The sequence below is a fragment of the Thalassobacillus cyri genome (assembly GCF_900107755.1).
Lineage (GTDB): Bacteria > Bacillota > Bacilli > Bacillales > Halobacillaceae > Thalassobacillus > Thalassobacillus cyri.
In genome coordinates, this window is sequence record NZ_FNQR01000002.1 from 191,694 (window position 1) to 203,993 (window position 12,300).

The window sequence follows — 12,300 nt, forward strand, 5'->3', positions numbered from 1 at the left end:
CAGCAAAACACCCATTCCATGCTGCTTGAATGGGTGTCTTTTGATTATTTTTGTTGAAAGCTTGGCTGTTTGCGCGCCAGGTTAGTAGTGGTTGACGCGGGCCTGCGCATTTGGTGTTTCATTTCTTTAAAGCTGATGAACTTTTTATTTTTCTCGTCATACAGACGGAAGCGGATCGACTCTAAACTGGAAGCGATCGTAATAGTGGTCGCTTTTTGAAGCGGCGGTGTTGACTCGTGTGCTTCTTCTAAATGATAGTTAGGAACCCTTGGACTTAAATGGTGCACATGGTGAAATCCGATACTGCCGGATATCCACTGCAACACTTTCGGAAGCTTATAATAAGAACTTCCGTCTACGGCCGCCTTCACAAAATCCCATTCACTTTCCTCTTCAAAATAGGAATCCTCAAATTGGTGCTGGACATAAAATAACCAGATTCCCAGAAAACCTGCCACATAAAGGACTGGGATTTGAATGATCAGGAATGCTTGCCAGCCGATTGCCCAGATGAGAAGGGAATAGATGACCGCGATAGATGCATTTGTCAAATAAGTGTTCATCCGCTCTTTTCGCTTCGCATCTTTCCGGTTGAAGCGATTGGAATATAAGAACAAATGAAATGGTCCAAGACCAAACATAACGAATGGATTACGATACAAACGATAAGCCAGACGCTTCCATACATTTGCTTCTTTATATTCGTCGACGGTCATTACCCAGATATCGCCGGTACCACGCTTATCGAGATTCCCGCTGGTTGCATGGTGGATGGCATGTTCCCGTTTCCATTTTTCAAAAGGAAACATCGTAAGAACACCAGTAATGGTACCAATGATCCGGTTTGCTTTGCTGCTTTTAAAGAACGATTGGTGGGTACAATCATGGAAGATGATGAACATCCGGACGACAAACGCGCCTGCTATACTGGCAAGGGCTACGGTCAGCCACACCGAAACGGATAAGCTCTGATAGGCAAGGAACCATAGCAGGAAGAAAGGCGCCAGAGTGTTGATCAGCTGCCTGATTCCAGCTAACGTATCAGGTTTAGCAAAAGCAGAGACATTTTTTCTTAATTGTGCTTGTTTTTTTTGATTGGTCATGGAATTAACTCCTTATAATACATACTTTTTTAAAGGCTTTTAAATACGCCACCTTTATCATAAAGAATTTGTGTCATGGTTGTAAGACATAAATGTCAGGTAGGATACATGACATTTATCATGTATCCTGTCCCGGATCCTCCAATATCTGGATGTCCCGGGGAAACCAGCAGTGGGATACCTGTACATTTTTCAGAAAGGGTGTATCGGGAAAGGGGTGCTATCCTCTAACCATAAACAATATATTTCCTAAAGGAGTGTTGTAACATGAATAACCATGTAAGCCTTACCCATGCCCTTCAGTTCCCCTATGTTCCTACGACCGGAAAAGAATCGATGTTTATTCTCCTGGAACTGTCTGCTAAAAGAAATGAAACGTTCTCCAATCAATCTTTCGGTCGTACTTGATCGCAGCGGTTCCATGACAGGCCAGCCGCTTCATTATTGAAAAGAGACCAGTAAGTTTGTCGTCAATCAGTTATCGGAGCAGGACCTGATGAATATGGTCGTTTTTGATGGCCAGCCAGTTACCCATATAAATTTATTGAAAAATAGGATCGACACTATCGAAACAGGTGGGATAACCAACTTAAGCGGTGGAATGTTTCAGGAATGTCAGAATGTTTTGCAGCAGCAGATCGATAACTACGTCAACCGTGTATTGCGGCTGTCTGATGGAGTAGCCAACGCAGGAATCACGGACATTGACCAGCTGAATATATTACCGAAGACTATCAAACAGCAGGCGCCGTCACAACGACTATGGGAGTCAGTGAGCACTTTGATGAAGAGTTGCTGGAAACGATCGCTGACGCAGGTAAGGGAGATTTTTGTTTTATTGATAAAGTCGAAGAAACTCCTGATATTTTTGCCAAAAAATGAGATGGTTTGTTATCTGTCATTTCCCAGAACGTGACATTGATCTTGCAGCCTGTCGACGGTGTAGTAATCAAAAGTGTCATGGGTTATGAACCCCGTGATACAAACCAAGGGATAGAAATACGGCTGGGTGACATTTATGCCAACTAATAAAATGCGCCGTCCCAGTCGGTGCTGAGGGGGAAGGGGGGCTCATGCAGGTAACAGGGAAATTTATTGATGTAACAAAAGGGGCTAAAGCTTATTCTTTTGAACATCCAGTTTCCATTACCTATACCCAAGACCTTGAAAAACTGTCAGAACCAAGTGATGTTAAGGTAGATAAACAAGTAGAGGTCACCAAGTCGGCGCAAACGCTGGAACAGAAATGCAATTATTTGATGGAGGAAATATCGAAGAAGGCAAGAATCTATTATATAGCAACGTCTCACACATGGAAGACATGGCAAAAGAGTTGGGCAATGAAGGTTTATTGCAGGAATCTTTTGTGATGATAAAAAAGCTGACAGATTTATATTAATCGAAACAAATGAGAAAAGCGTTGCATGCAGAGAAATATCATCAAATGAAAAGAAGGAAGCGGGCGGTTATATTGGGAAAAAACTCCAGGGAAACTACCGGCTTCAGGAGGGATTCAAGTGTCGACGTTCAATCAGCAGCTAAAAGAAGAGTTTTTATCTGTAACCACAGACCGTACGCGTATTTATACGATACTATCAAAGGCGAGCAATAATAAAACAAAAGTACAAAAAGATGAAAAATCTTATTACGATGAAGAGAGAGATCGCCAATCGATAGCGAAATATTACCGGGATATTGATTTTGACCAGGAGGATCAAGAAGAGCGCTTTCAAGCACTGGGACGGCTTCTGGAAGAAACCCATACCAGGCAGGTTCGTTACGATCCAAGTGAATATGTCTATCCGTGGGTAGATTTACGCCCTGATGGAACCCTTAGGAGTGTTTATTCCGGTCAGCAGCGTGACGCAGAAGAAGTAATCAAGGAAGACTATGAAACTTCATTGAAGCGTACCCGGGAAATTGAGAAGTTAGAGAAGCATCATGGGGGAGAGAAATTGGCAGGGATTGCTGCTGCATTCAAATATAACTGTGAGCACACTGTTCCCCAATCCTGGTACGATGCGAAGGAACCAATGCGGGGCGATATTCACCAATTGTTCACATGCGATCCGGTCTGTAACTCGATCCGGAGCAACTATCCCTATCACGACTTTCCCAATTATGACCCGGATCAGGTGGAAGCCTCACGCATCGAAAAAGCATGCGGAAAAGCTGAAGATGGATTATTCGAGCCGGAGCATGCAAAAGGGGCCGTGGCAAGGGCCATGCTTTACTTCCTGCTTCGCTATCCCGATAAAATCGAAGCTTCCCATTTGAAGACGATCGACATTGAACTGCTGCAGGCATGGCACCAGACATATCCGCCAACCATCTATGAACGCCACCGCAATCAGGCAATCCAGGAAATCCAGGGCAACCGAAATCCTTATATTGATTTTCCCGATGAAATGACTAAAAGAAAAACATGTATATAATCAGGAGTTGAAAGATCTAAGCGGTTAAAAAACAGTTTGGTTCCTACCATGGTAGGAAATAAGGAAGGCGCAACGAAAAATGGCGTCTTCCTTATTTATGTTCCACGTGAAACAATCACAATTTTAAAGTTTCCCTTTGAACTCCTTGGCAATCTCTTGTCCGAAATGGCCGAGTTTCCCTTGGCTATAGGAGCGAATTACTTCCGGGGCCAGGGAGGTTAAGGCTCTTTCTTTATATTCCATCGGGAGATGCTTTCTTTCAAATTCTTTTTCAATCTCAACAGCTGCTTTGATCGCCTGGTAAGTAGCCATTTTATTGACCTTGATCACTACATCTTCGTCATCATTTTTTACTTCCCCGACGTAACGGAATACGTTCAAAAGTGCTGCAGGAAGCTGTTGCTCGGTAATAAACAAGCCATTTCCGTGCTCAGATAAGTCGGCGGCATGCCCCATGAACTTCAAACCTGCAATCTTCTTATCAGGAAATTCCCTTCTCACTTCTTCAGTACTTAACGAAGTGGCCATGTTGATGAATAGGGTATCCGTGTCTTTCCTCTCCTGGATAAATGGAATGATCCGCTTAGCAGGAAGCGCCAAAAGCATCACGTCCAATTGAGTTATGTCAGTTTCTTTTAGCAGGAAACCATTCGGATAGTAGCTGATGAAACTTTCTGCTTTCGCTTGATTAGGGTGATAGACACCGATGGTTATGTCATGTTTCGCCCATTGGCTCATCAACGCGCTTCCAAGTTTACCGATGCCTGCCAGGCCAATTTTGGTTTTTGTCATGAGAATCTCTCCTTTTTTTGCTTATCTACCATCATTATACAGATGTCCACGCACTTCTTTCATTAGCCATGGTCGTTACGACCTATTGTTATCGGACGAACGTTCTGTTTTTGAATTTTACAAAGGAGACTGCAGAAAAAGGAAGAATTAAGTAGAATAATCTAGAAATTAAAGGAGGAATTTCATTGAGAAAAAAGAACAAATTTGCATTACTGTGCAGTTCCATCGTACTTACAGCTGGTTTAGCCGCTCCTGTTTATGCAGATTCCCATGGGACTAACCCTGGTACACCAGAAAACCAGGAGTATTCGATTGGTGGTTTTATCAGCCATGCTGAATTAAGTAATAAGCTTGCTCAAATTGAAAAGAGCAGTCAAGGCACGGTGGATGTGGAAGTAGCCGGCTATTCCAACCAGGGACGTGAAATATATACAGCGACTGTTGGAACTGGTGATAAAGTTCTGTTGCTTCAAAGTGAAATTCACGGCAATGAAAAAACAGGTACAGCTGCATTACTGAATTTGTTGCAGAGTTTCGGTTCTAATAACTCCCCTGAAATAAAGAACATTCTTCAGGAAGTGACCATCGTAGCCATGCCGATGATCAACCCGGATGCAACGGAATTGAACCGCCGGGGGAACGATATGACATGGGAAGAGGTCGTGGAAGATTTTCCTCAGCTGGAAGGTGCTGAGCCATCCTGGAACTATTATACGTATACCAATCAATATTGGGATTATGCTTCACAGCCTGGTTTTGATGTCAATCGTGATTTTAATCCTGATTTAGATTATCAGCCACAACCAGAGGACTTTCCTGCAAATTCCAGTCAGCCGGGATGGTACATCACACCGGAAGCCCAAACAGTACGAGATGTTTATAAAGGTTTGATGGAGGAGTATGGAAAGGTAGATGTTTTTGTCGACCTTCATCACCAGGGTGAGTACTATGTAGAAGGAAGCGATGAAAAGGTAACTCTTTCCATTTCCGGGGATTTCATTCCTCATCCGGAAAGTGTAGAGGGAGAAAAATATAGTGAATACGCCGACACTTATGATTTTGATTTTTCCAAGAAGTTAAATGTAGCGGCATATGATGCGCTGCAGGAGAGAGGAAACTCGCCGTTTGACAACATCACTCTGTATCCGCAGAACCTTGATCTTCCTGGAACTGCACTAGGTTCTTTTGCCTTGAATGGAAGTGGTGCCGTCCTGTTTGAAGTAACCGGGCAAACCCAGAGTTATGGTCAAAAGAAGCTGGGACAGTTGGTAAAAGCTGTTGAGCTTGGTGTTTATGGGATCATCGATCAGGTTGCATCTGGAGATGTGTATGAAATTGATGCCGATCGTTATTACGATATCCCGTTGACAGATCGCGACCAAGACTATGGTTTCTAAAAAATAATAAGAACATAAAAAAACAGACCTGCCACGCGGGTCTGTTTTCTTATGTCTGGTCTTCCGAGATATAAGTCCTTGTCCCGGAAGGAGCATCATAGTTCTGTAATTGATGAATCAGTCCTGTTGGATCACTGTCTACAAGTGCCATCGTCCGATGTTTCTCTGCTAAAAAATGTTCCCTGGACATATGGTTGAATAACGCAACGAGTGGTTCATAATACTGATTGACATTAAAGAGACCAAACGGTTTTCGATGAAGCCCGAGCTGCGCCCAGGTGAAAATCTCGAAGAACTCTTCCATTGTGCCCGCACCGCCGGGCATCACGATAAAACCATCAGCAAGCTCTGCCATCTTCGCTTTTCTCTCATGCATCGAATCAACAACAATCAGTTTGGATAAGTGCTGGTGGGTATGTTCTTTCTGATCCAGAAAATCTGGCATGACCCCAATGGCTTGTCCACCTGCTTCAAGCACGGTGTCTGCAATTGTTCCCATCATGCCGACACTTGCCCCACCGTAAACGAGGGTAATATTTTTTCTTGCCAATTCTTTTCCCAGTGCCTTGGCACCTTCTGCATATACTTCCGAAGCTCCCATGCTGGCTCCGCAAAATACCGCGATCTTGTCCACTAGACTGCCTCCTTTTCGTCTCTGTCTTTATAGTATCATTTACACTAATTCTATGACGGAAAACCGAAAACCTTTCAATTATCTTAATCATTTCTTAATATTCACCGATGTTTTAAAACCATCCTTGTTGGTAATGGTTTAGGGATGTGAAAAATAGAGGAGGATGTTTTTAATGCCTAGTCTTCAAGATAAAGTAGTAATCATTACGGGAGCTTCCAGTGGAATTGGAGAAGAAACCGCCAAAGAATTATCTTCTAAAGGTGCCAAATTGGTTTTGGCGGCAAGAAGAGAGGAACGATTGCAGGAATTGAAAGATAAAATTAATCAAGGTGGGGGAGAGGCCACTTACAAGGCAACCGACGTCACCAGCCACGAGGAAATGGAAAAGCTGGCAGAACATGCAATTGATGAGTTCGGGCAAATTGATGCCCTGGTGAACAATGCCGGGCTAATGCCTTTATCCTTATTGAACAAACAAAAAGTGGACGAATGGGATAAAATGATCGACGTTAACATTCGTGGTGTGCTTTACGGGATTAACGCTGTACTTCCGCATATGCGGGAACGAAAACAGGGCCATATTATCAACCTGTCTTCTGTGGCAGGGCATGTCGTCTTTCCGGGAAGTGCCGTATACAGTGCAACTAAGTTTGCAGTCCGGGCTATCACCGATGGGCTACGCATGGAAGAATCGAAAAATAGCAATATCCGGGCAACCATCATTTCGCCAGGCGCAGTTTCTACAGAACTGACATCAACCATTACAGATGAAGATTTGAAGTCCGGTGTTGATGATCTTTATGATATGGCGATCCAGCCAGACAGTATTGCGAGAACCATCCGTTTTGCTCTGGAAGAACCCGCCGAAGTGACCATTAACGAAATAGTCGTCCGCCCAACTGAACAAGAGATGTAAAGAACTGTACCCCCCGGTTCTCAAAATTGGATAACCCGGGGGGTTCCTTTAAAAAGTTTAATTTTGTTGAAGGATTAAAGTGTAAGAAAAGACTAAGTTTTTCCCCATAAGTACTTGGCGACAAGCCGAGTTTTTTTTATGAAAAAATAGTATGATAGAAAGTAATGAAAAGGGGAATAGTATGTTTACATATAAAATCGATGAAGAAATTTCACTGAAATTGCCAGAGATCGCCGATGCCGACCACGTTTTTGAACTGACAGATAACTCACGCGACCATTTGCGAGAATGGCTCGGATGGGTAGATATGACGAAGCGAGTGGAAGACACGAAAGCTTTCATCCAATTATCGAGAAAAGGGTACATAGAAAACAAAAGCTTAACCACTTTCATCCTGTATAAAGGTGAAATTGCAGGAACGGCTGGTTATAACGAAATCGATTGGACGAATAAAGTGGCTTACATCGGGTATTGGCTCGGCGAGGGTTATCAGGGGAAGGGCATCATGACAAGGGTTGCAAAAGCGCTGACCGATTATGCATTTACGGGATTAAACCTGAATCGCGTCGATATTAAGGCAGCCTATGAGAATACAAAAAGCAGAGCAGTGCCGGAGCGGCTGGGGTTCGTCGAAGAAGGAAGAATCAGACAGGCGGAATGGTTGTATGACCATTACGTCGACCATGTTGTTTATGGCATGCTGAAAGCAGAATGGAAAAAATAAAATGGCCACCCCGGATCCTCCAGGTAATGGAAGTCCCGGGGCGGCCAAATAGGGATGGCCAAATAAAGAAAAAAGCCAGGGCACATGCCCTGGCTTTAGGTATCACGAATTATTGAAAAGATTTGACGCCTAGATAATGATCTTGCCAGTAATCGATGGTGATGTCTGCTACTTCGACACCATCAGATCCCGCGTGAATCATCTTGTTATCGCCGATATAGATACCGCTGTGAGAAGCTCCTTCGGTGTCATACGTCCCTTCAAAGAAGATGACATCCCCGACTTTTGGAGATTCTACAGTAGTACCATTATTCAACCACATGTCACTTTCTTTTCTGTCCAGTTCCACGCCGACTTGCGCGAATACATACTGGATGAACCCGCTGCTGTCAAAGCCGTCCGGAGTAGTGCCGCCCCATACGTAAGGTGTGCCGATTACGCTTTCTGCGATAGACACAACATCAGAGGAGGAAGCTGCATCCTCGGAAGCGGTATCTTCATCTAAGGACACTGTTTCTGTCTTTGCGGTTTCACTATCAGCTGTGCCGTTTAATGCTGCCAAGGTGTTTGGTCCAGCGACTCCATCAACAGCAAGACCCTGGTCAGCCTGGAAGTCTTTTACTGCAGCTTCTGTAATCGGACCAAAAATGCCATCAAGGTTATATGTATAATAACCCAGATCTTCCAGTTCCGCTTGTAGCGCTTCTACTTCCTGGCCACGGTCGCCTTTATCAAGAAATGATGTTTCGACTTGTTGATTGTCAGAAACACTTGTATCTGTATCTCCTGCAGATGGGTCAGCTTTTGCAAATGCCCCATCACTTAGAACAGGCGTGAATGCCAGGGACGTTACCAAAGCGGTTGAAACAACATATTTCCTTACCGAAAGTTTTGTTTTGTACATGAAATTCCTCCTAGAGAGTATTCGTGTTGTTGAAGCTTGTCGAAGTTTGTCTTTCGCAAGCCAATTCCTAGTCTAACAGACGAATACTGTAAAGAGGTTTCACTGACATTAAGCTAAGATAATAATAGTTTTACAAGAAATAATAGGTAATCAAACCATTGGGTTCCTGCAAAAGGAAAGCCACCCTGTTTAAAGAGTGGCTGTGTAAATCTATTACTTACCGAATGATTCAGGCATCAAGGCAGCAACAACTTCTCCTTTGGAACAAAGGACATCCCCTGCATAAACCTCTGTATGTACTTTGAACTTCTTGGGGTGGATTTCTTCTACCTCACCGATAGCTTTCAACGGAACATCCTGCGGGGTAGGCTTCAGGAATTTCACTTCCAACGAAGCCGTTACAAAACGTGGTGCCTCGGCGTCGTCATCAGGCTCATGCCCATTTTTCCGATGTAACGCTAAAGCAGCTGACCCTGTCCCGTGACAGTCGATCAAGGAAGCTGTCAGCCCTCCGTAAACAAAACCTGGCACAGCCGTATGTTCCGGGCGTGGCGTGTAAATTGTTACGGTTTGATCTCCATCCCATCCCGTCCGGAAGTGATGGCCCTCTTTGTTCAGCCTTCCACACCCATAACACCAGGAAAAGTCGTCTGGATAAACATCCTGAATCGCGTTTTCAACCTGTTTTGCCAATAGATTCGCCTCCTTTTTCTTTTAGTATAGCATGAAAAAAGAGATTGCTAGGATACAGCACCAACCAGCCAGAGCATCAGTGGAACGGTAATTAAGCTGGCAACTGTCGTCACTAATGTACTATAAGAAACCAGCTGTGGTTCGGTATTGAATTGCAACGAATACATCGTCGTGTTTGCGGCTGTCGGCATGGCTGCCAGAATGATCAGGATACTGGCCAGCATTGGGTCTAACCCCATGATCATCGTCAATACTAAAGCAAGAACTGGCGAGACAATCATGCGTATCGAAAAAATGGTAGAGAGGTCAGCCCATTTTACCGTACCCTTTGTCAGTGATGCGAGCTGCATACCGAGAACGATCATGATTGTCGGAATGGTAGCGTCAGCAACAAAGTGGACGGCTTGCATGATGAACTCCGGAACGCTAACACTGAATGCCTGTGTCATCAAACCCAGGATGACCGCATAGTTAATCGGCATCCTGGCGATTTTCACAAGTGAATCTTTGAAACTATGGTTGGCTGTACTGCTTCCACGGGCGGCAAAATAAAGGCCCACCGTATTCATCAATAATGACTGGATGACCATCATGATGATGGCATAGTCCACACCAGCCTCTCCATAAGCGAACAAAATGATTGGAACCCCGTAGTTGCCGCTATTCATAAATACGCTGGCAAGTACCAGGGCGGAAGATTTCGATCTTGATTGCGCTTGTAATTTAGCAATAACAACGACCAATAAAATCAATAGCAGCATCAGCGCGATGCAAAAAATCACGATGTATAAGTAATCAATGGTTACTTCATTCGTATAAAACGTCCGAAAAGCCAGGAATGGATACATTAAGTATAAGGCGGCAGTGGAAATAGACTTCCGATCAAAGCCGATCTGTTTCTGTCCGATAAATCCAATTGCAAAAATGATAAAAGCTGGAACTACGATTAGGATGACTTCCATATTTTCACCACATTCATCTTAAATTTTCACCACATTCATCTTAAATTTTAACCACAAAAGGAGCTGCCTCTGAAATTATCAAAGACAGCCCCACCAGCAAATTGATACGCAGGTTAGGTTGATTTTATTATATCAAAAAAGCGGGATAATCAAGCCGGCTAACAGAAGGATCAACGCTCCGCCTAAACGGGATGAGATTTGTGCGAACGGCATTAGTTCCATCCTTCTGGAAGCGGAAAGGACGGCAACATCACCAGTTCCTCCCATATTAGCCATACATAATCCAGCTGTAATAGCTGCTTCAATCGGATAGAATCCGACCAGTTTACCAAGCAGACCAGCTCCAATGATGGCACCCAATACCACACCGAATACGGTTAAAATGTATTGCAGCGTCAATGCTTCGATCACTGTATTCAAATCTGTGTAGGCGATTCCGATACCGAAAAGTAATGCTAGTGTCCAGTTATTAGCAACGAATTTATACCACTGACTCGCGCCATCAATGACATTCTTTGGAATAATATCGGCAATTTTTGCAATTGCAACGATGATGATCATCAACGCATAAGGGTGAAGCGGAATCAAATCTCCGAGCAGGTTGCCGATAGCAAAGAAAGTAATGGCCGCAAGCAGCCCGATTCCCATTTTTTGAATATCATAGGTTTGTTTTTCCTCTTTGTAATTGAATCCCTGGATCAATTGTCCATTACCAGTTAGAGAAGGCACTTTTTTACCAAGCAGGTTAAGCATGCTGGCAAGTACAATGGCGAATACATTACCAAGCGCAAGCGCCGGGACAAGCATGGAAATATAGTAGCCAGGGTCATTACCCATCATTTCTGAGTAGATTTGACTCATTGGCACAGCACCAGCGCCCATGCCGCCGCCCATGATTGGCATGGTGATAACGAGAACCGCATCCCTGATGGAGAACCCGACCAGGGCACCTAATAGGCCGGCAATCGCCATGGCCCCAATAACAGCACCGAAAATCGGAAGGAAGTAGCGCAATCCTACTTTTACAAGAATCTTTTTATTCATACCAAGAATACTTCCAGTAATCAAAGCAGCGATATAGAAGTTAAGAAAACCGCCATCTTTCATGAATTCCGTCATGGAAGTTACCGATGCTTCCGGCAGCCATCCGGCATAGACCATAAATGCGGCACCGAAGATAGCGATGATCGCACCGCCGCCAAGAAAGGTTCGGACGATCGGTGTACGGTCGCCGACGAAACCTAACAGTTCTCCGAAAACCATCATGACAAGTAAGCTTCCGATCATCCCACCGGGCAGGCTGCCTGTATACAGGCTTAAAATCGTGATAGCTGCAAAAACCCCGAACCAAAGAATCGGAATTTCAAAAATCGAAAGTCTTTTCTTTTCATTGTGCATTTCCGTGACTTGGGCGTCCGTCTGTCGTTCGTACTCGAGCTCTCTGGCTGTTTGAGGCATTTCGACCACTCCTTTTCAAAATAGTTAAAACAATAGGTTCGTAAACGCTTTCATGTCTGTGTTTTAAATAATAAGAAAATTCACAGAAGTTTCACATGTTATGAAACTATTGATAGTATTGTAATTAAAAAAAGCAACCGGAAAGGTTTCTTTTACAACTGTTATGTATGTTTATTTTTAAATATCGATCGCAGAGAACTGCCTGTACTTCACTGGTGTATCTTATGATATGCTCCTACTATCAATATTTTCCAATGTGCTAGAGTATAGCTTTTTCAGATA

Annotated in this window: 14 protein-coding genes; 7 read left to right on the forward strand and 7 right to left on the reverse strand. The window is 43.8% G+C overall.

Annotated elements, in window-relative coordinates; all coding sequences use genetic code 11:
• Window positions 1-44 precede the first annotated feature (44 nt).
• Window positions 45-1,103, reverse strand: a complete 1,059-nt coding sequence (gene desA / locus BLV00_RS03220; RefSeq protein ID WP_093042345.1) for a Delta(5) desaturase DesA — start codon at window positions 1,101-1,103, stop codon at window positions 45-47.
• A gap of 267 nt (window positions 1,104-1,370) precedes the next feature.
• Here desA and BLV00_RS21830 point away from each other — a divergent pair, with 267 nt between their 5' ends.
• The 4 genes from BLV00_RS21830 to BLV00_RS03235 all read left to right on the forward strand — a co-directional run bounded on the left by BLV00_RS21830 (window position 1,371) and on the right by BLV00_RS03235 (window position 3,538).
• Window positions 1,371-1,511: a hypothetical protein gene (locus BLV00_RS21830; RefSeq protein WP_176791305.1), complete on the forward strand. Its 141-nt coding sequence runs from the start codon at window positions 1,371-1,373 to the stop codon at window positions 1,509-1,511.
• 88 nt (window positions 1,512-1,599) lie between these two features.
• Complete coding sequence (locus BLV00_RS03225) at window positions 1,600-2,019, forward strand: vWA domain-containing protein (RefSeq protein WP_093042347.1); 420 nt, start codon at window positions 1,600-1,602, stop codon at window positions 2,017-2,019.
• Between the two features lie 157 nt (window positions 2,020-2,176).
• On the forward strand, window positions 2,177-2,473 hold the full coding sequence (locus BLV00_RS03230) for a hypothetical protein (protein ID WP_093042349.1): 297 nt from the start codon (window positions 2,177-2,179) through the stop codon (window positions 2,471-2,473).
• Window positions 2,474-2,620: 147 nt separating this feature from the next.
• Window positions 2,621-3,538, forward strand: a complete 918-nt coding sequence (locus BLV00_RS03235) for an endonuclease I family protein (RefSeq protein WP_093042351.1) — start codon at window positions 2,621-2,623, stop codon at window positions 3,536-3,538.
• A 123-nt stretch (window positions 3,539-3,661) separates the two neighbouring features.
• Here the strand turns inward: BLV00_RS03235 and BLV00_RS03240 are convergent, their stop codons facing one another.
• Window positions 3,662-4,330, reverse strand: a complete 669-nt coding sequence (locus tag BLV00_RS03240; protein ID WP_093042353.1) for an NAD(P)-binding domain-containing protein — start codon at window positions 4,328-4,330, stop codon at window positions 3,662-3,664.
• A gap of 185 nt (window positions 4,331-4,515) precedes the next feature.
• Here BLV00_RS03240 and BLV00_RS03245 point away from each other — a divergent pair, with 185 nt between their 5' ends.
• Entirely contained in the window at window positions 4,516-5,727 is a 1,212-nt protein-coding gene (locus tag BLV00_RS03245) for a M14 family zinc carboxypeptidase (protein ID WP_093042355.1), read from the forward strand.
• Window positions 5,728-5,776: 49 nt separating this feature from the next.
• On the opposite strand, the gene BLV00_RS03250 is transcribed toward BLV00_RS03245, so the two are convergent.
• Complete coding sequence (locus BLV00_RS03250; protein WP_093042357.1) at window positions 5,777-6,361, reverse strand: LOG family protein; 585 nt, start codon at window positions 6,359-6,361, stop codon at window positions 5,777-5,779.
• Between the two features lie 172 nt (window positions 6,362-6,533).
• On the opposite strand from BLV00_RS03250, the gene BLV00_RS03255 reads away from it, so the two are divergent.
• Together BLV00_RS03255 and BLV00_RS03260 are read left to right on the forward strand one after the other, a co-directional pair.
• Entirely contained in the window at window positions 6,534-7,277 is a 744-nt protein-coding gene (locus BLV00_RS03255) for an SDR family oxidoreductase (protein ID WP_093042359.1), read from the forward strand.
• Window positions 7,278-7,458: 181 nt separating this feature from the next.
• A complete protein-coding gene (locus BLV00_RS03260; RefSeq protein ID WP_093042361.1) occupies window positions 7,459-8,001 on the forward strand; it encodes a GNAT family N-acetyltransferase in 543 nt (180 codons plus the stop codon).
• A 109-nt stretch (window positions 8,002-8,110) separates the two neighbouring features.
• Here the strand turns inward: BLV00_RS03260 and BLV00_RS03265 are convergent, their stop codons facing one another.
• The 4 genes from BLV00_RS03265 to BLV00_RS03280 form a co-directional block, all read right to left on the reverse strand.
• Window positions 8,111-8,905: a C40 family peptidase gene (locus tag BLV00_RS03265; RefSeq protein WP_093042363.1), complete on the reverse strand. Its 795-nt coding sequence runs from the start codon at window positions 8,903-8,905 to the stop codon at window positions 8,111-8,113.
• 213 nt (window positions 8,906-9,118) lie between these two features.
• On the reverse strand, window positions 9,119-9,598 hold the full coding sequence (locus tag BLV00_RS03270) for a PaaI family thioesterase (RefSeq protein WP_093042365.1): 480 nt from the start codon (window positions 9,596-9,598) through the stop codon (window positions 9,119-9,121).
• 47 nt (window positions 9,599-9,645) lie between these two features.
• Complete coding sequence (locus BLV00_RS03275; RefSeq protein WP_093042367.1) at window positions 9,646-10,560, reverse strand: AEC family transporter; 915 nt, start codon at window positions 10,558-10,560, stop codon at window positions 9,646-9,648.
• Between the two features lie 132 nt (window positions 10,561-10,692).
• Entirely contained in the window at window positions 10,693-11,958 is a 1,266-nt protein-coding gene (locus BLV00_RS03280) for a 2-hydroxycarboxylate transporter family protein (RefSeq protein ID WP_425441641.1), read from the reverse strand.
• Window positions 11,959-12,300 lie beyond the last annotated feature (342 nt).

What these genes read in the sequence shown, in the direction of transcription:
- desA (WP_093042345.1), bottom strand. Translation starts at nt 1,103, where the DNA reads ATGACCAATCAAAAAAAACAAGCACAATTAAGAAAAAATGTCTCTGCT.
- BLV00_RS21830 (WP_176791305.1), top strand. Translation starts at nt 1,371, where the DNA reads ATGAATAACCATGTAAGCCTTACCCATGCCCTTCAGTTCCCCTATGTT.
- BLV00_RS03225 (WP_093042347.1), top strand. Translation starts at nt 1,600, where the DNA reads ATGAATATGGTCGTTTTTGATGGCCAGCCAGTTACCCATATAAATTTA.
- BLV00_RS03230 (WP_093042349.1), top strand. Translation starts at nt 2,177, where the DNA reads ATGCAGGTAACAGGGAAATTTATTGATGTAACAAAAGGGGCTAAAGCT.
- BLV00_RS03240 (WP_093042353.1), bottom strand. Translation starts at nt 4,330, where the DNA reads ATGACAAAAACCAAAATTGGCCTGGCAGGCATCGGTAAACTTGGAAGC.
- BLV00_RS03255 (WP_093042359.1), top strand. Translation starts at nt 6,534, where the DNA reads ATGCCTAGTCTTCAAGATAAAGTAGTAATCATTACGGGAGCTTCCAGT.
- BLV00_RS03260 (WP_093042361.1), top strand. Translation starts at nt 7,459, where the DNA reads ATGTTTACATATAAAATCGATGAAGAAATTTCACTGAAATTGCCAGAG.
- BLV00_RS03265 (WP_093042363.1), bottom strand. Translation starts at nt 8,905, where the DNA reads ATGTACAAAACAAAACTTTCGGTAAGGAAATATGTTGTTTCAACCGCT.
- BLV00_RS03275 (WP_093042367.1), bottom strand. Translation starts at nt 10,560, where the DNA reads ATGGAAGTCATCCTAATCGTAGTTCCAGCTTTTATCATTTTTGCAATT.
- BLV00_RS03280 (WP_425441641.1), bottom strand. Translation starts at nt 11,958, where the DNA reads ATGCACAATGAAAAGAAAAGACTTTCGATTTTTGAAATTCCGATTCTT.